Annotated in this window: 15 protein-coding genes and 8 pseudogenes; 10 read left to right on the top strand and 13 right to left on the bottom strand. The window is 68.8% G+C overall.

Annotation, left to right across the window (positions count from 1 at the left end):
- Positions 1–208: 208 nt before the first annotated feature.
- On the top strand, positions 209–862 hold the full coding sequence (locus tag ACQY0Z_RS31475) for a GOLPH3/VPS74 family protein (RefSeq protein WP_439813201.1): 654 nt from the start codon (positions 209–211) through the stop codon (positions 860–862).
- Positions 863–986: 124 nt separating this feature from the next.
- On the opposite strand, the pseudogene ACQY0Z_RS31470 reads toward ACQY0Z_RS31475, so the two are convergent.
- From ACQY0Z_RS31470 to ACQY0Z_RS31450, 5 genes and pseudogenes are all read right to left on the bottom strand, one after another.
- A pseudogene (locus ACQY0Z_RS31470) lies at positions 987–1,148 on the bottom strand (transposase); the annotation flags it as partial.
- 201 nt (positions 1,149–1,349) lie between these two features.
- A pseudogene (locus ACQY0Z_RS31465) lies at positions 1,350–1,502 on the bottom strand (ATP-binding protein); the annotation flags it as partial.
- Positions 1,503–1,719: 217 nt separating this feature from the next.
- A pseudogene (locus ACQY0Z_RS31460) lies at positions 1,720–2,007 on the bottom strand (transposase); the annotation flags it as partial.
- Between the two features lie 102 nt (positions 2,008–2,109).
- Positions 2,110–2,436, bottom strand: coding sequence for a hypothetical protein (locus ACQY0Z_RS31455; RefSeq protein WP_210634910.1), 327 nt, complete (start codon positions 2,434–2,436; stop codon positions 2,110–2,112).
- 775 nt (positions 2,437–3,211) lie between these two features.
- Positions 3,212–4,331, bottom strand: a pseudogene (locus ACQY0Z_RS31450) (IS630 family transposase).
- A gap of 74 nt (positions 4,332–4,405) precedes the next feature.
- On the opposite strand from ACQY0Z_RS31450, the pseudogene ACQY0Z_RS31445 reads away from it, so the two are divergent.
- Positions 4,406–4,552, top strand: a pseudogene (locus ACQY0Z_RS31445) (transposase); the annotation flags it as partial.
- Between the two features lie 198 nt (positions 4,553–4,750).
- On the top strand, positions 4,751–4,984 hold the full coding sequence (locus ACQY0Z_RS31440; protein WP_439813200.1) for a hypothetical protein: 234 nt from the start codon (positions 4,751–4,753) through the stop codon (positions 4,982–4,984).
- A gap of 4 nt (positions 4,985–4,988) precedes the next feature.
- Here the strand turns inward: ACQY0Z_RS31440 and ACQY0Z_RS31435 are convergent, their stop codons facing one another.
- Positions 4,989–5,801, bottom strand: coding sequence for a TSUP family transporter (locus ACQY0Z_RS31435; RefSeq protein ID WP_019525511.1), 813 nt, complete (start codon positions 5,799–5,801; stop codon positions 4,989–4,991).
- Between the two features lie 84 nt (positions 5,802–5,885).
- Between ACQY0Z_RS31435 and ACQY0Z_RS31430 the strand changes: the two genes are divergently transcribed.
- The 3 genes and pseudogenes from ACQY0Z_RS31430 to ACQY0Z_RS31420 all read left to right on the top strand — a co-directional run.
- Positions 5,886–6,689, top strand: coding sequence for an AraC family transcriptional regulator (locus tag ACQY0Z_RS31430; protein WP_439813199.1), 804 nt, complete (start codon positions 5,886–5,888; stop codon positions 6,687–6,689).
- 24 nt (positions 6,690–6,713) lie between these two features.
- Positions 6,714–6,965 (top strand): annotated as a pseudogene (locus ACQY0Z_RS31425) (hypothetical protein); the annotation flags it as partial.
- Positions 6,964–7,206 (top strand): annotated as a pseudogene (locus tag ACQY0Z_RS31420) (hypothetical protein); the annotation flags it as partial. The pseudogenes ACQY0Z_RS31425 and ACQY0Z_RS31420, both read left to right, overlap by 2 nt.
- Positions 7,207–7,354: 148 nt before the next feature.
- Here the strand turns inward: ACQY0Z_RS31420 and ACQY0Z_RS31415 are convergent.
- Positions 7,355–8,251, bottom strand: coding sequence for an alpha/beta fold hydrolase (locus ACQY0Z_RS31415; protein WP_439813198.1), 897 nt, complete (start codon positions 8,249–8,251; stop codon positions 7,355–7,357).
- Positions 8,252–8,353: 102 nt separating this feature from the next.
- On the opposite strand from ACQY0Z_RS31415, the gene ACQY0Z_RS31410 reads away from it, so the two are divergent.
- The 4 genes and pseudogenes from ACQY0Z_RS31410 to ACQY0Z_RS31395 all read left to right on the top strand — a co-directional run bounded on the left by ACQY0Z_RS31410 (position 8,354) and on the right by ACQY0Z_RS31395 (position 11,427).
- Positions 8,354–9,241, top strand: coding sequence for a LysR family transcriptional regulator (locus ACQY0Z_RS31410; protein ID WP_439813197.1), 888 nt, complete (start codon positions 8,354–8,356; stop codon positions 9,239–9,241).
- 72 nt (positions 9,242–9,313) lie between these two features.
- The gene (locus ACQY0Z_RS31405) at positions 9,314–10,369 is read left to right on the top strand and encodes a tartrate dehydrogenase (RefSeq protein WP_439813196.1); all 1,056 of its coding nucleotides are present in this window, start codon (positions 9,314–9,316) and stop codon (positions 10,367–10,369) included.
- A gap of 135 nt (positions 10,370–10,504) precedes the next feature.
- Positions 10,505–10,849 (top strand): annotated as a pseudogene (locus ACQY0Z_RS31400) (cation:dicarboxylate symporter family transporter); the annotation flags it as partial.
- 20 nt (positions 10,850–10,869) lie between these two features.
- Positions 10,870–11,427 (top strand): GNAT family N-acetyltransferase, encoded by a 558-nt coding sequence (locus ACQY0Z_RS31395; RefSeq protein ID WP_439813195.1) that lies wholly within the window; start codon positions 10,870–10,872, stop codon positions 11,425–11,427.
- A 31-nt stretch (positions 11,428–11,458) separates the two neighbouring features.
- Here ACQY0Z_RS31395 and ACQY0Z_RS31390 read toward each other — a convergent pair whose 3' ends face one another.
- From ACQY0Z_RS31390 to rpmB, 6 genes are all read right to left on the bottom strand, one after another.
- Positions 11,459–12,226, bottom strand: a complete 768-nt coding sequence (locus tag ACQY0Z_RS31390; RefSeq protein WP_026243929.1) for a class I SAM-dependent methyltransferase — start codon at positions 12,224–12,226, stop codon at positions 11,459–11,461.
- 78 nt (positions 12,227–12,304) lie between these two features.
- On the bottom strand, positions 12,305–13,510 hold the full coding sequence (locus tag ACQY0Z_RS31385) for an aminotransferase class V-fold PLP-dependent enzyme (RefSeq protein WP_019525520.1): 1,206 nt from the start codon (positions 13,508–13,510) through the stop codon (positions 12,305–12,307).
- A 5-nt stretch (positions 13,511–13,515) separates the two neighbouring features.
- Entirely contained in the window at positions 13,516–14,853 is a 1,338-nt protein-coding gene (locus ACQY0Z_RS31380; RefSeq protein ID WP_028961225.1) for a pyridoxal-phosphate dependent enzyme, read from the bottom strand.
- A complete protein-coding gene (locus ACQY0Z_RS31375; protein ID WP_019525522.1) occupies positions 14,850–16,373 on the bottom strand; it encodes a Y4yA family PLP-dependent enzyme in 1,524 nt (507 codons plus the stop codon). The genes ACQY0Z_RS31380 and ACQY0Z_RS31375 overlap by 4 nt, the downstream gene beginning before the upstream one ends.
- Before the next feature lie 210 nt (positions 16,374–16,583).
- Entirely contained in the window at positions 16,584–16,889 is a 306-nt protein-coding gene (gene rpsN / locus ACQY0Z_RS31370) for a 30S ribosomal protein S14 (protein WP_019525523.1), read from the bottom strand.
- Positions 16,889–17,125, bottom strand: a complete 237-nt coding sequence (gene rpmB / locus ACQY0Z_RS31365) for a 50S ribosomal protein L28 (RefSeq protein ID WP_019525524.1) — start codon at positions 17,123–17,125, stop codon at positions 16,889–16,891. The genes rpsN and rpmB overlap by 1 nt, the downstream gene beginning before the upstream one ends.
- Positions 17,126–17,142: the final 17 nt, after the last annotated feature.

Below are 17,142 nucleotides of genomic sequence, written 5' to 3'. Positions count from 1 at the left end.
GGAGACAACACCGACCGCCAGTACAGCAGCCGCGGCCGTCTCCGACACCGCCGCGCTTTCAGCGGCAAACAGCCCACGCCAGGGACAACGTCCGGCAATTGACCTCAAGATCCCCCATAGTGCTGGGAACGATTTTCGGACCTGATACGACCACTCGGACGGCAAGGACCAGGAACCGAAGGCGAAGTCCGGTATGGAGCGAACAAGAATGCAGACTGATGCCGGCTCAGGCCTTGCCGAAGACTTCCTGCTGGCTGTGTACCTGGACGGACAAGGCCGTGTACCCCACTACCGCACCGGCCTCGACTTCGGTCTGAGCGCGGCGCTGCTGATGGAACTCGCCCTGGGCGGCTTCATCCACACCGCCGACGGATACATCGTCGCCGACCACGGCACAGACCCGCGTGACCCCGCACTCCGCGAGGTCCTCACCCGGATCCGGTCCTCCCGCACACCCCGCAGAACATCGGAATGGGTCAAAACCCTGAGCGTCAGCGCCCACAAACAACTCTCGGCCGGCTTGATCACCCACGGCGTCCTAGCTCGCGCACCCAGACGCCTCCCGTTGCCCACCCGGCCGGCCCGTCGCTACAACCTCCTCCAACCCACCCGGCGGGACGCCGCCCTCCGCTCCCTGAACGACCCCTCCGACCACTCCGACCACTCCACCGCACCGGCCGCGCCGGCCGCACCGGCCGCACCGGCCGCACTGGCCGCACTGGCAAGCGCATGCGAAGCCACACCGGGCGGCCAGGAACACAGCGAACCCGAAGCACAACTGCAATCCCTCAGCCCCACCTGCCGCCAGATACTCAACGCCGTCACCGACTGCATACAGCCGCTGAAGTACACCTGGGACTGAACCCCACACAAAGCAGCATCCCCACTGACGGCCCCGCCGAGGATGCGGTGACACAGAAGCCCGCGGACATCGAAATCGTGTACTCAACTGCATCATCTTGCCTTCGAAGCACCCACACGCCGAAGAACAGGCCGGGAAGCCGGATGTGGTCCAACGGGCGCGTCCGGAAGGCGTCCAACTGTCCGCCCAGGTCCGCGCACATCCGGGAGACCTCGCTCTGGGAGATGCCGGCGTCGCAGCCCAGGGCCTTGACCAGGTCACCGACCGAGCGGACGGAAACGCCGTGCCCCTAGGCCCCCATGACGACCACGCAGAAAGGCCCGGCCGATGCGCCCCCGACGCCCCACCAGACCGGGGAAAAAGCTCCCGGCCCGCAGCTTCGCGAGCGCCAGCTCAACACCGCCACCCCCACTGAGTCACCCCCCTCCCCCAATAACCACTGCGCCAGGTGACGCGGGCGCCGGCGTGCTCACCCCAATTAGGCACCCAACTCTACGGCCAGCACCAGGTCGAGGAAGTCGAGATAGCCCATCTTGGCCTCGTCCGCCCGCTGGACGTACTGGTCCAGGGCCTCGGCCAGGTGCGGCAGGCCGAGCTTGGCGGCGGTGGTGCGGATGCGGGTGCTGGTCAGCTCGCTCAACGGGCTTCCTTGGCCGGGGCCGTGAAGGGACGGGCGCCGGTCAGCTCGTCATAGACCGACAGCGGGCGGCGGCCGACCTCGATGTTCGCGGCGGCGGCCCGGTTCAGCAGAGCCTGCAGCGGCCCGGCCTCCGCCTTCGGCGGCTGGCTGCGGCGGGGTGAGGGCAGAGTGCCGTCGCCGGTGGTGACGCGGCGGCCGGCGCCGGCGGGAAGGCCGTCACCTGGCAGCGCAGAAGTTCATGGATGACCTGGTCGGTTCCGTCGTCCCGCCAGGCGGCGAAGTAGTAGTAGGTCGCGCTCCTCTGCGGCAGGTCGTGCGGGAGATAGGCCCACTGGCACCCAGTCCGCCCCTGGTAGAGGATCGCGTTCACGATCTCCCGCAAGTCGCAGGCGCCCTGGTGGCCGCTGACCGAGCGGTGCCGGTCCTTCCACGCGATGATCACCGGCTCGATCAGAGCCCACTGCTCGTCCGATAAGTCGCTCGGTTACGGCTTGCGTTCGCTCACCCATCCACACCAGCAGACCATCAGCTGTGGACTGGCAGGTTCCGCCCGCACCCACACCATCAGGCGACGACAAAGAAACACAAGAGGTCATGAATCGCCATCTCAGTACCCGAACTCAGGCGCCTGATAGGGAGCCCACCAACTCGTCAGACCCCAGATCCCCAGGGCGACCGCGGTGACGGCGGCCAGGGCTGCGAGCCACGGGCGATGGAACCGGCGCAAGGTGAGCATCCAGAAGGCGAGCGGCACCAGAGCGCCCCCCACGGCGACGAGCGGCAGGTCTACGTAGAGCACGCTGAGGTCCCGGTGTCTCCCCTCGAATCCACCTTCCACATTGACCCTCGCCAGCGGCGCCCAGGCCAGCAGCGCCGCTGCGGCACCCAGACCGGCGACGAGGAAACCAGCAAGACCCTTGATCTCTTCCTTCACGACAGGTCGGACGCCACAGCCCTGCTCGCAGTTCCCGAGTCGGCCGGACTGCACTACGCGCGGGGAGGCCGGCCGCCACCGGCCGCTGTGGGCGAGCCGCCAGGAACGGACATCCGGCAACAGACCGTCGCTCGAATGATGGAGTTGTCCGTCACAGCGCCTGACGCCGATTGGGTCGAGGCAGGAGGAGGCGTAGGACCGTGGGATGTCCTTCTCACCAACGAGGAACGTGAGGCCATGCTGGAGCATGTGCGCCAACAACTCGCACCTGACCTAGTGCTGTGACCGCAATGGTTCGCCGGGCTGGGGGCTTCCGCCGGTGCTGAGGATCTTGGATTATCGGAGGATGGGGCATCAGGGGGATCTGGCCGAGGCGTTCCGGTCGGAGGTGGGCGTTGAGTTCGCATTCCTGGTCGAGGACGCAGGCTTTTCGGGCCCGGAGCAGACTGACAATGGGCTTCTCTTCCACAGCGCCGGCCTGGAGGTAGAGGTCTGGTTCCTGGACGGGCACGAGCCCGTAGTGACGACCCTGGTCACCCCGTTCGCATCGGACGGCGTGAGGGCCAGGGGGGCATGGCTGGACGAGTTGTACGTCGTGAGCGGATGTGGTCCCGCTCAAGACGTTCCCGGCTCGGCCCCGACCCGGAGAGCCATGCTTAAACGTGTCCATCAGCATGCGGCTGCGCTGCGTCGGCTCATGCCGCAGTTGCTCACTGCTGAGGGTGGCCAGCTCATTGCCCGCTGTCACGAGGGCTGAGCCGTGGCGGGTGGATCCTCATGCGGCCGCGGTGCGCGGGCGTCCGCCAGCGGATCCCTTTCTCGCTGCGGATGCGGGCGCGTTCTCGGCGTTGTGCGGCGAGCACGTCGGGGTGGCGGGCGTTGGCGTTGCGCCAGCGCACGTAGCGGTGCAGGGCCTAGGTCTGCGCAGGGTGGCTGCGATGGTTGGAGTTGGCCAGGGTGAACTGGCGCAGCGGGCCGAAGTGGGCTTCGATCGGGTTGGCCCAGGAGGCGTAGGTCGGGGTAAAGCACAGCTCGACCTTGTTCTTCTTCGCCCAGCGGCGGATGCCGGCGCCGGTGTGGGCGGAGAGGTTGTCCAGGATGATGTAGATCGGGGCGCCGTCGGGGCGGGCGGCGCGGATCGACTTCAGCGCGGCCAGGGTGTTGGCGGTGCCCTTGCGGCGGTGGTTGACGCGCCACAAGCGGTCGTCGCCGACGGAGTAGCAGCCATGGAAGTAGGTGACGCCATGGGTGCGACGGTAAGTCGCCGGGAGCCGGTTGGGCTTGCCCTGCTTCGCCCAGCAGGACCCAGCGGTGGGGTGGATCCCGAGCGGTCCGAACTCGTCGAAGGCGAAAACCCGGTCCGGGAAATGCTCCAGGACGTGCTCTATCCGGTCGAGCTTGACGTCGCGTTCGGGGTCGGGGGACTCCTTCCAGGTCTTGGTGCGCTGGAAGGTGATGCCGCGGCGCAGGAGCAGGCAGCGTAAGGCCTCACGGCCGATGCGGATGATGCGTCCGTGGACGCGGCGCAGGTAGGCGGCGAGTTTGCGTATCGACCAGCGGGTGAAGGGCTGGCCCAGCTTGGTCGGGCGGGTGGTGGCCGTCTGGACGACGAAGTCCTCGTCGTCAGGGCTGATCAGGCGGGGACGGCCTCCCGCCCATCGAGGGTCCAGGCAGGCCAGGCCGATCTCGTTGAACCGGTGGATCACGTCGCGGACCGTGTCCTCGTCGGCCTGGACCAGCTGGGCGATCACCGGCACCTGGTTTCCGCCGGCCGAGTCCAACAGCATCATCGCCCGCCGATAGCGCACCGAGCTGGTACTGCCCCGGCGCACGATCTGCTGCAGCCTCTGCCCCTCCTGGTCGGTCAGTCTGCGCACACGGACAGGCTCGGCCACCACACCTCCAGTGGTCGGATCGGACGTCACCGCCCATCCAACCGCTCCTACCGCCAACCCGGTGTACCTATGCGGTCACAGCACTAGGCACCTTCCGCTGGGTGGTCGAGCGGACGATCTCCCGGCTGCACGGCTTCCGACGCCTGCGCATCCGCTGGGAGAGACTCGACGACATCCATGAGACGTTCCTCGGCCTCGCCGTCTGTCCGATCACGCACCAGGACGGCCAAAGGCTTTGTGAGGACCAGTTATCCCGAACCTTCCGGCGTCACGGACCCCGAGATGTGAAAGGCACTCACCGAACGCCATGAGCTCACCGAACAACGTGCCGCCGCGGTCCCCGACCGGGACCTGAACGAAGGCAAGCCGTGGACGACCGCACTCGGCCCACGACCGACGGGTAAGAAGGTCGCGGCGCGGTGGCACCGGCACCGGCACCGGCACCAGCAGGTCGTCGCCGCGTACCGCGAAACCGCCACCGGGTCACCGACGACCACGCGCTGGGTCCGGCCGCGACGTCGGATGCGCTGAGGATCGACGCCGCCCGCGCGGAGGCGGCGTTGAAGCGTGCCACGCGGCTCGGTCAGCAGGTACGCGTAGGCGACGACAGCATGGATCTCTTGATCGAGACCCGGCACGGCCGCTCGCTGTGAGCGGTTACACCCCGGTTGTTGTCAGCAGCGGGAGAGCCACTGCTGACAACACGACGGCGAGGAGGCCGACGTAGGTCCAGGCGTGTACCCGGTCGGGGATGCGGGGTGGGCGGCGGCGGAGCACCACGATGACTGGGATCGCTCCGGCGAGGAGGAGGGTTGCGGCGCCGAGGTCGACGATCCCGACGGCGAACACTGCACCGTGCACGTTCGTGTGGCGGGCGAGGAGGAACACGATAGCGGCGGGGATGCTGATCGCGAGAGTCAGAGGGTTCGCGAGTGCTGCGGCTTGCCCCATCGGGAGGCCAGCGCGGCGCAGCAGCGGGACGGTCATGACGCTGCCGCCGACGCCGAGAAACGACGCGACCGCGCCGATGGGCGCGCCGAGCGTGGTCGGGATCGCTCGTCGTGCGCGAGTCTGTGGCTCAGAGGTGGTGGGGCGGAGGAATCCGGGGCGGGCGAGCATGTCGATGATCGTGACGGCCACGTAGATCACGAACCCCCACGAGCTCACCTCCGCCGGAACAGCCAGAGCAGCCAGTGCGCCGAGGAGTCCGCCGGTGGCGAGCAGGCTCAGGAGCATGCCGCGGCTTCGGAGGCGGGCGAGGATCGGGTGCGGTGTGGCTGCCGTGGCGACGGCCGCGTTGACGACCATGACGAGCGCCGACGTCGCGACCGCGACGGTGCCCGCGGCGGGGCCGAGGGTGGCATCGGCCCAGATGATCACGGGGACAGTGACGAACCCTCCTCCGAAGCCGAAGAGCACCGTGGACAGGCCGGTGAGGACGCCGATGAGGACGAGTACGAGAACGGTCACGGGACCTATTCCAGCGAAGATCCGTCTCACGAACATTCGACTGTCGGGCAAGAAATATCGAGTTCCGGCCAGTAGTCTGGGCAGGTGAGAAACGTGACGCTTGCGCAGGTCGATGCACTGCCGGTGGCCGTGTTGCCGATCGCGACGGTCTACCCGCCGGGGCATCTGCTGGTCTGGCATGAGCATCGGCGGGCGCAGTTCCTCTACGCGGCGACGGGAACCATGCTGGTCGAGACCGACCACGGGGCGTGGACGGTTCCCGGTGAGCGGGCAGTGCTGATCCCGCCGGACAGGCGACACCAGGTACGGATGCTCGACGTGGAGACCAACAGCCTCTACATCGACCCCGCCGCCGCCCCGTGGTGGCCGACCGAGTGCCGAGTCGTCGAGGTTGGCCCCCTCCTGCGGGAACTGCTGCTGGCCGCCTCCGACATCGATCCCCGCGACGGACTCGGCGATCGCAACCGGGCGCTGCTGGAGCTGATCCTGCATGAGGCGTCCCGGCTCGCCGAAGTGCCTCTGCATATCCCGATCCCGCGCGCAGAGCCATTCACCGGGCTGTGCCGCCGCTACCTCGCCGACCCCGACCTCACGGTCGGGAACGCCGACTGGGCGCGCGAAGCAGGAGTGAGCGAACGGACCTTCACCCGCCGGTTCCGCGAAGAGGCCGGTATGAGTCCCGCCGCGTGGCGCTCGCGCGCCCGGCTCCTCGCCGCGATACCGCTGCTGCACCACCAGAGCGTCACCGAGGTCGCTGCACGGCTCGGCTACGCCACGCCGGCCGCATTCTCGTACGCCTTCACCCGCGCCTTCCGTACAGCCCCCTCACGGCTTCACACATCATATCGGCACGACCCTGCTGGCTTAACGCTGATCAATCACAGCTGACTCAGGGCGACGCCGGAACATCGCATGCGTCGCGACCACCCGCGGGAAGGACGGAGCAACGTCTGCCGCGCCAGTACCGAGGCTGAGACCGTCAAGGCCGCTGAGCCGCAGCCGGCGAAGAAGGTGGACGACCAGCTCATCGACGAGTTGGTCGGCGGTGCTCAGGCTGAGGACCTGCAGCTGACCGGCGAGGGTGGGCTGCTCCAGCGGCTGACCAAGCGGCTCCTGAAGTCCGCCCTGGAAGGCGAGATCACCGACCACCTTGGCCATGACAAGCAGTGCTGCGCCCCACATGCGTCGCGCTCGCCTTGCAGATGAAGGAGGAAGAGGGCTTCTCCTGGTCGCTCAGCTGACCCAGAAATGGGGTACACGGCACACTCACCACAGCAAGAGCATTTGGTGCGAACAGCAGGTCGCCGCATCGCTACCTCCGCGGTCAGCAATATCCTCGGATGCGACCAGGCTGAGCGAGCACGATCTCCTCAGACCATGGCTGACGCAGCGATGGTCGTCCTGAGCCACCCACCTGCCGGACGCAGCGGTGCGGCATCGATCGAGTCGGACGTGCTCACTGAAGTCGCTGACCCCGTCATCGAGAATTTGAGGGCTCCGGCCCGCTTCCCGACCTGCGTTTGATTGATCTGCGAGCCGTGGGGGCCGGGTTCCTATTGCCTGCCCTGAAGAAAGGCTTCCAGGAGCTTCGCGGTCCGATCAGGGGCTTCTTCCGGCACGTAGTGGTCGCAGGGCAATGCCTGGCCTTGCACGTCTGTGGCGTATGAGCGCCACACATCAAGCACGTCATAGTGTCGGCCCACGAAGCTGTGTTCCCCCCACAAGGCGAGCAGAGGGCTGATGACACGTCGGCCCGCGTCGTAGTCGGCATCGTCATGGACGAGGTCGATACTCGCGGCGGCGCGGTAGTCCTCGCAGGAGGCATGGATGGCCGCTGGGTCCGAAAAGCAGCGCACGTACTCGTCCAGCGCATGAGGGCTGAAGGGGGTTCCGCCATGATGGCGGGCATCCATCCGAGTACGGACCCAGAAGTCGGGATCGGCGCCGATGAGGTGTTCGGGGATGTTGTTGCCGGCAGCGAGGAAGTACCAGTGGTAGTAGCCGAGCCCGAAGTCGGTGTTGGCCTGTTGGAAGGCGTGACGCGTGGGCACGATGTCCAGAACGGCCAGGGCCGAGACGGCCTGCGGATGGTCCAGAGCGAGGCGGTGCCCGACTCGGCCCCCGCGGTCGTGGCCCACGACGGCGAAGCGGTCGAAGCCCAGTTCCCGCATCACCAGAAGCTGGTCGTACGCCATCGAGCGCTTGGCATAGGCACCGTGGTGGGGATCAGAGGGCGGCTTGTCGCTGTCACCATAGCCACGCAAGTCAGTCAGAACCACAGTGTGCCCGGCTGTCAGCAGCGGAGCCACGTGGTGCCAGATCAGATGGGTCTGGGGGTAGCCGTGCAGAAGCAGCACGGGCGGACCGTCACCACCGATGCGGGCATGGATGCGCACGCCCTCGGCGTCCACGACACGACGGGCGAACTCAGGGGGGAGCAGGTCGGTCATGCCTCGATCACACCAGTCCTCAGGAACCCCGGTCCAACACTGATCGGCGACAATGCTTATAGGGGTGGCCTATAAGAAGCGTCGGAGCGCGGAGGTACAACCATGGATGTCAGGCAGCTCGAGTACTTTCTGGCGGTCGTCGACCATGGCGGATTCAACCGTGCCGCTTCGGCGCTCTACCTGGCTCAGCCTTCCCTGTCGCAGGCGATCCAGGCACTGGAACGCGACCTGGGCAGCGACCTCTTCCACCGTATCGGCCGCAAGGCCGTACTGACCGAAGCCGGGATCGCCCTGATCGAACCGGCCCGCGCGGCCGTCCGCAGTCTGGAGATGGCGCGCGCCACGGTGCAATCCGTGCACGGCCTGCACAGAGGCCGGGTCGACATCGCCGCGATGCCTTCCCAGTCCATCGAACCGCTCACCGCCATGATCAGTCGCTTCACGAAGCGGCACCCACAGGTTTCCGTGGCGATCCAGGCGGCCTTCACCTCAAGGGACGTCAGGGAGATGGTGCGCACCGGTCAGGCCGAGCTGGGGCTGGTGGCCAGCCCCGCCCCGCTCCCGGCCAACGACGTGCGGCCCTACCCGGTCATGGAGCAGAAATTCGTCCTGCTCGCCCCGCCCGACGGCCCCTTTCCACCCGGTGCCCCCGTGCGGCACGAACAGCTGGCCGAGCAGCGTCTGATCGTCGGCCAGCAGGGCACCGGGATGCGCAAATACGTCGACGATCTCCGCAGTGCCGGAACGCAGTGGACAGTGGCCGTGGAAACCGAGCACCGGATCGCGATCGTGCCGCTGGTGCTGGCCGGAGTCGGGCTGGCTGTTGTGACCGACTCCTGGCGGGACTTCGCCGAGAGGGCGGGGGCACTCGTGCTGGACATCGAGCCGGCAAGGAACCTTCATGTGGCGCTGGTCAGCAGGAAGGAAGCGCTGACCCCGGCGGCCCAGGCGTTCCTCACCTGCGCGACCGAGAGTCCCACAGACAAATAATAGGCGCGCCCTATAAGGCACATGGATTGTCCGTCTTGGACGTCACACGGCGCTCGTTGCTGCAATCCCCACATGCCCAACCACCGCATCGCTCTCATCCCCGGCGACGGGATCGGCACTGAAGTGCTGCCTGCTGCCCGCCAAGTCCTGGACACCGTCGCCGCCCGACACGGCATCACCTTCGCCTACGACGAGTTCGACTGGTCCTGCGAGCGCTACCTGCGCGAGGGCTCGATGATGCCCGACGACGGCTTGGCACAGATCAAGGACCACGACGCCATCCTTCTGGGCGCTGTCGGATTCCCCGGCGTGCCGAACCACGTCTCGCTGTGGGGACTGCTCATCCCGATCCGCCGCAGCTTCCGCCAGTACGTCAACCTGCGGCCAGTCCGGGTCTTCGAAGGTGTCGCCAGTCCACTGCGCAACGCTGCACCCGGCGAAGTCGACTTCGTCGTTGTACGCGAGAACGTGGAGGGCGAGTACAGCGAGATCGGAGGCCGCATGAACCGCGGTTTCCCCGATGAAATGGCTGTCCAGGAAGCGGTGTTCACCCGTGCCGGAATCAACCGGGTGCTCGATTACGCCTTCGGCCTGGCCGCACGACGCGGCGGCCGACTGACGTCGGCCACGAAGTCCAACGGCATCGTGCACACACTCCCCTTCTGGGACGAGCTCGTGAACGAGCGCGCTCAGTACCACCCCAAGGTGGTGTGGGACCAGGAACACATCGACGCCTTGGCCGCCAAGTTCGTGCTCGAACCCTCACGCTACGACGTCGTGGTCGGCTCGAATCTGTTCGGCGACATCCTCAGTGACCTCGCTGCCGCGGTCGCCGGTAGCATCGGCATCGCTCCGGCCGCCAACCTCAACCCCGAGCGTGAGTTCCCCTCCATGTTCGAGCCGGTGCACGGCTCCGCCCCTGACATCGCCGGACGCGGTATTGCCAATCCGCTCGGCGCCATCTGGTCCGCCTCCATGATGCTCGATCACCTGGGCCACCCGGCCGCAGCCGCCGACATCACCGACGCGATCGCCGCCGTTCTGGCCAAGACTTCCGCGCGCACCCCGGACCTCGGTGGCTCGGCCGGCACCGCCGAGTTCACCGAAAAGCTGCTCGAACTTCTCTGACCGCGCCACTGGTCCCATCAGCCTGGACGAGGCCGCCCTCAGGCCCACCCTTCTCGACTCGGATCCGGATTCCCCGGAGCCGCGCGCGCCTCCCCGGGTGCGCCGCGCCTGCGTACGTCAATGAAGAGACACCTCATGGCCGCCACCGCTCCGCCCCGCAGCCGCTCCACCTCACCACCCACACCCTGGCACCGCCAGTTGTACTTCTGGGTGCTACTCGCCGTCGCGCTCGGCATTCTCGTCAGTGCCCTCCGGCCATCGACCGGGCTCGCGCTGAAGCCTGTCGGCGCGGGCTTCGTGAGCCTGATCAGGATGATGATCCCGCCGATCATCTTCTGCACGATCGTGCTGGGCGTCGGCTCGGTTCGCAAAGCTGCCGAAGTCGGTGCGGTGGGCGGGTTCGCTCTCGGCTGCTTCTTGGCCATGTCGACCGTCGCCCTCGCGCTGGGTCTGCTGGTCGGCAATCTCCTGGAGCCCGGCCCCGTGACAAGCTGATGCGCGTGACAGCATCCGAAGTCGCCGCACCAGCGTTCACCCAATTCACTCGTCCGTCCGAGCTGCCCTCCTCGGTGAAACGCGAACTGGCCGCATGCTGGGCCGCGGTGGTCAACGCCGGCGGCGCGGTCATCCCGGCGGACTGCCCGCTCCCGCCCCTGACCTCCGCACACACGGAAGCCGCCGTTGACCGGATCGCCGGGCAACTGGCGCCCGGACACTGCAGACTCGTAGTGGCCACCGTGGACGGCGTCCTCGCGGGCTGGCTGCTCGTCCGACGTGAGGCGCATCCGCTCGAAGCCCACTGCGGCACGGTGAACCACGTGCAGACGCACGTGCACTTCCGGGGCTCGGGGGTCGGGGCCGCGCTGATGCGCCGCGTCCGGCGGATCGCGCGGGAGGAGATGGGCCTGGAACGGCTGAAGCTGACGGTGCGGTCCGGCCTGGGGCTCGAGGACTTCTACGGCAAAGCCGGATGGGCGGAAGTGGGGAGATGGCCGGGCGCGCTGCGCCTGTCCCCCGGCGACGACCGGGACGAGATCCTGATGAGCCTCACCCTGTGAGGGGACCGGATCATGAGCGAGTTCGGCGCTCTCAGTCCTTCAAGGCCACCAGCACGCAGCTGTCCCCCACCTGCCAAACCGGCGTGACCCTGCTGAAACCCGCCTCCCGCAGGAGTTGGGCGTGGCGGCTCACCGGCAGGTGCCAGTTCTCGCCCCCGCCACCGGAGGACGGGCGATTGCGCTCACGCTGCTCGAAGAGGTTCGCCAGCTCCGGATCCGCGGCCGCTGCCGACCACCAGGACTCCCAGTCCTCGTGGCTCATGCCGCCCGCGCGCTCCGCCCGACGGCGTCCCACGTGGGCGGTGAGGTCGGAACAGGAGCGCGCGTCCGGCGGGAAGTGGTCTCCGTTGATCAGCGCTCCCCCGGGGCGCAGCAGGGCCGCGATGCTCCGGTACGTCTTCAGCAGGGCGGGAGCCTGGAGGTAGTGCAGGGCCGTCGTCGTGACGGCGCCGTCCAGGCCGTTCTCCAGGCCGAGGGCGTCGGTCCAGCCGTCCGTACCGATCACCGCGTTCACCCAGCGCGCGACGTGCGGGTGATGCGCACGCGCCAGCTCCAGCAGCATGGGGTCCATGTCGACCGCGACGATCTCCGCCTCCGGCAGCCGCCGGGAGAGCCGGGCGGACAGGGACCCGGGGCCGCAGCCCAGGTCGAGCAGGGTCGGCCGGGGGCGGTCGACGCATACGTGCTCCACGACGTCGCAGATGACGGTGAAGCGCTCCTCGCGGTCCAGCGCGTACCGCTGCTGCTGCCGCTCCCAGCGCTCGACCCAGGTCCTGGCAGTCTCCATGCTCACGCTCACCGGTTGCGCACCTCTTCCGTCTCCCACCTCTAACGACTACCGCGTAATCTACAGGTGGAAACGGTTATCAATACCCATTCACGCTAGGGAAGCCAGCACCTCCAGCAGGTGGTCGATCTCCTCGCCGGTGTTGTAGACGTGCAGGCTCACCCGGACGGAGCCCTCCTTCTTGTCCGCGCCCGCCTGGCACAGGCTGTCGGCCCGGACCATGAAGCCGTGGCTGAAGAGGATGAAGCCCAGGTCGTCGGAGGGTATGTCGCGGTGCCGGAAGGTGACGATGCCGTGCCGTCGCTGGGCCGCGGGCAGAGCGGAGTCGGCGGCCAGGCTGGCGGGGCAGCCGAGGATCTCGTAGGCGTCCAGTCGGCGCAGTCGGTCGGTCAGGCGGCCGGCCAGCCCGGAGACATGGGCGGCGATGCGGTCGACGCTGATCGCATCCAGCCAGTCGAACGCCGCCATCAGGGACACGATCCCCGCGGTGTTGGGGGTGCCCTGCCAGCCCCGGGGCAGCAGGGCCGGCCCCCGGGTGTTGCGTGCCCACACCGCCCCGGTGCCGGGCAGCGCCAGGGTCTTGTGCCCGGAGAAGACGACGAAGTCGACGTCGAGGGCGGGGTCGGCGAGCCGGAGCGGCAGGTGCCCGACGCTCTGTGCCGCGTCCAGGCAGATCGGCACCTCGGGGCCGACAGCGGCACGGATGCGGTGGACGTTCATGTCGCCGCCGTAGACATGGTGCACGTGGGTCGCGGCGACGAAGCGGGTGCGGGGGCCGACTGCGTCGGCGAGGGCGCGGTGGTCGTAGTCGCCCGATGCCTGCCGTGGCAGGGCGCGCACCCGCACCTCGGTGCCGCGTTCGGAGAGCAAGCGCTGGGTCTCCAGCCACGGTTCGAGGTTGGCCTGGTGGTCGGCGAACGGGACCAGGATCTCGTCGCCGTCGGTGAGGTGTCCGGTGAGCCAGTCGCGGGCGACGGTGCGCAGGCCCTCGGTCGTCCCGCCGGTGAAGAGCACGGTGGAGTGGTCCGGCGCGGGGTCCCCGAGGAAGGACTTGACCCGCTCACGGGCCTGTTCGACCAGTTCCGTGGTCCGGTTGGCCCACGGGTAGGTGCCGCGGCCCGCGTTGGCGTTCGTCGTCGTCAGGTAGGTGTGCACCGCATCCAGGACGGCTTGCGGCTTCTGGGAGGTCGCCGCGCTGTCCAGGTACACCAGCTCCGGGTGCGCGGTGATGATGGGGAACTGGGCGCGCGCCAGGGCCTGCCAGTCCTCGCCGTCGCCGGGCGTCTCGTCGGGCATCGGGCTCACTCCCTCACCAGCGGTGCGCCCGCGTCCCGCCAGGCCACGATGCCGCCCGCGAGGCTGCGCACGTCGGGGTGGCCCATGCGGGTCAGGAGTGCGGCGTAGCTCAGCGACTTCTCCCCCACGGGGCAGGCGAGCAGTACCGGGGTGCGTTTGCTGAACGGCAGGCCGGTCCGCACCAGTTCGTCGAAGACCTCGTCGACAATGTTGGTCGATCCCTCGATGTGCAGGGCGGCGTAGGCGTGTGGGCCGCGCAGGTCGATCACCAGCGGGCGCGGTTCATCACCGGTCAGCCACCGCTGTGCCTCTACGACATCGACGGTACGTGCCTCGGCACGGACCTCGGCGTCGGTGAGCGACGCGGCCGAGTGGCCGCGCCGCGCCCTGCCGAGCAGCTCGGGGCGGCGGTCACGGACATAGCTCAGATAGCTCTCGGCCCGGTCGCAGACGATGAACACGGCGGTCTGCCGGTCTCCGGTGCCCGCCAGTTCGGCGTCGACCGCGGCGAGTCGGCGGACCGCGCCCTGGTAGGCCGCGCCTCCGGTCGGCCCGGACAGCAGTCCGCAGCGGCGGATGAGCGTGACCATGCCGTCGATGGCCTCCTGGGAGGTGACCGACGCGATGGAGTCGTACGTCGCCGGGTCGAACAGCCCGACCTGGTGCACCTCGTCGATGGTGCGGATGCCCGGGATGAAGTCCGACTTGTCGGCGACCAGCCCGAGCACGCGCACCCGCGGGTCGTGCTCGCGCAGCACCTTGGCGACACCGGTGGAGGAGCCCGCCGTGCCCACACAGGCGACGAACCAGTCGGGGGCCCGGCCGTCCAGATCCTTGACGATCTCGGGTCCGGTCCCCGTCGCGTGCGCCTCGACGTTGCGCGGATTGAAGTACTGATCGGTGTGCAGGTAGGTGCTGCCGGGCTCGGACAGCGCCTGGTGGAAGCTGGTCAGCGGATCGTCGGTGTCCGTGGGGTCGAGGCACTCGCTCCGCCCGGGCAGCTCCTCGATCTCCGCGCCCAGCAGGAGCAGCAGTTCCTTGATCTCGGGTACGCGCATCCGGTTGGTGACGCTCTTGAACTTCAGCCCGTTAAGGCCGGCCAGGAGCGCGAGGGCCTTGGCGGTGTTGCCGCTGGACAGTTCGACGACCGTGCCGTCGCCGCCTGCCGCCTCCGACAGGAGCGGACGAGCCATGTGCCAGGCGGGGCGGTCCTTGACGGACCCGAAGGGGTTGAGCATCTCCAGCTTGGCGTAGAGGTCGATGTGGCTCAGTCCGTGGACGGACGCGTCGATGCGGACCAGCGGTGTGTTGCCGATGGCATCGGTGATGCTGTCGTACCTCAAAACGGCCCTTTCTCCGGGTGTATGAGCGGCCAGTAGTCCTCGTCAGGGCACCAGCGCCACGTGCCGGCCTCCTGCGTGACCGCCACCGACCGTGCGACAGGCTGCCGTTGCGCGCGGTGGGCATGGAAGTCCATGGCGTACCCGGCGGTGTTGACGAAGGCCAGGACGTCCCCAGGGCGCGGCAGCCGCGGCAGGTACACCAGTCGCCGAGTGATCAGGTCGGCCTCCAGGCACAGGTTTCCGACCAGGTGGACGCCGACCGGGCCGTCGCCCCCGGTCCCGCCACCGCACGGCTCCCCCGGGGTTCCGTCACGGGGCAGCAGGACAGGGTCCACGAGCACGCCGTGCTCCTCCAGGCTGACGTCCCCCGCGTTCATGCCCAGGCGCACCAGGTACCGGTCGGGAGCCTCGCTCGTGGGCCGCACCTCCAGCACCCGGGCCAGTGACACCCCGCACTGGTCGACGAGGGCCCGTCCCGGTTCGATGTACAGGTCGTTCAGGTGCTCCAGCAGCAGGGTGGCCGGCGACCGGCCCAGGGCCGGGGCGGGACGCATGAGCAGTTCGTCGAGGTAGCCGGGCCCTGCGACGGACCGGTGGGCGGGGTACAGCGCCGCCGTGCCGCGTACCGTGCCGCCCTCGGCGCGCAGCCCGTAGCCGTGGCCGCGCCAGGTCAGCGGCGGGCGTACCCCGAGTACGGCCTCGCTCAGCGCGGTCGTCCAGCGCTCCCACTCGGCGGCCTCGGCGACGTAGCCGACGCCGAACCCCCCGCCGATGTCCACGGCGCCCGGTGCCAGGCCCCGCGCCCGGCACTCGTCCATCAGCAGGACACATCGCTCCAGGGCACGGGCCTTCTCCTCCAGGCCGTTGGTGTCCAAGTGGTACGCCAGGCCGACGAGTTCGACGGCATCCCGACGCTCTTCGAGCGCCGACCACAGCGCCTCGGCCTCGGCGGCCGGCGTGCCGAACCGGCTGCCGCGCGACAGGACCCGCGTCCCGGCGCCGCCGTACCCGGCGTCCGACTCGAACCCCGACAGGCGTGCCAGTACCCGTGTTCTGCTCAGGCCGTGCCCGCGGACGAGCTCGGCCAACTGCCGCAGCTCACCAGCCGAGTCCACGTTGACCGTGGCTCCCACCCGGGCCGCGAGCCACAGGAACTGCGGATCCTTGGGCCCGGTCGCCATCACCCGGTCCCCCGTGAACCCGCAGCCCAGCGCGTGTTGAAGCTCTCCCAGGGAGGCCACGTCGACGCCGACGGCGGCCGGATCGCACGCGGCCAGCCTCCGCACCAAGGCGCTGGACCGGTTCGCCTTGTGCGCGAAGTACACGCGGCCGGAGAGGCGGTGACGCCGGTACACGGAGAGGAACCGCGCGGCGTTCTCCGCGACCACCTCGGGGAGCAGCACGTTCAGCGGTGAACCGAGCGCGTCCACCAGCGAGTGCAGGAAGCTCACCTCCCCGAGCAGCGAGGCGAGCGGCGGCTCCACCCGCGGCCTCAGATACAGGGGCGCGTCCTTCGCCACATACCCTCCCCACGTCCACGTGTCGCCGCCTGATGGTGACGACAATCGTTCCGGGGGTAGTCGTTTCCACCTACACGCGCCGCTAAGCCTCGTCTTGGGTGCGCCACGCCATATCCCGGTCCCGGCGCTCGCCCGGACCGGTCCGGGCGCGGCGGGCAGGCACGACGAGGAGGGGGCGGCACGCCCGTGCCGCCCCCTCCTGTCCGGCCGTCACCAGGACGACTTCGTCACCCCCGGCAGGAATCCGGCGTGGGCTTGCTCGCGGATGTTGACGCGGGAGAGGCCGAACTTGCGCAGGTGGCCGCGGGGGCGGCCGTCCACGCTGTCACGGTTGCGCACGCGGGTCGCACTCGCGTCCCGGGGCTGCCGGCGCAGTTCCACCTGCGCCGCCGCCTTCTCGTCGTCCGTGGTGCTCGGCGAGACCAGGACGGCCTTGAGTTCGGCGCGCCGCTGAGCGTAGCGGGCCACGATCAGCTTCCGCTTCTCGTTCTTCGCGATCTTGCTCTTCTTCGCCATCAGACACGCTCCCCACGGGCTCGGATGCGGGCGACAGCGGCCTCGATGCCGATCGCGTCCACGGTCTTGATGGCTCGCGCGCTCAGGCGCAGGCGCACGTTGCGCCCCTCGCTGGGCAGCCAGTACCGCTTGTTCTGGATGTTCGGGTCGAACCGGCGTGAGGTGCGCCGGTGGGAGTGGGAGATCTTCTTGCCGAAGACCGGCTCGGCGCCGGTCAGCTGGCAGTGGGCGGACATACGGGTTCGGCCTTTCT

Source organism: Streptomyces sp. P9-2 (genome assembly GCF_051903975.1).
GTDB classification, from domain to species: Bacteria; Actinomycetota; Actinomycetes; order Streptomycetales; family Streptomycetaceae; genus Streptomyces; species Streptomyces cellulosae.
Note: the sequence above shows the minus strand (reverse complement) of the source record. Positions and strands in the feature narration are given on the sequence as shown.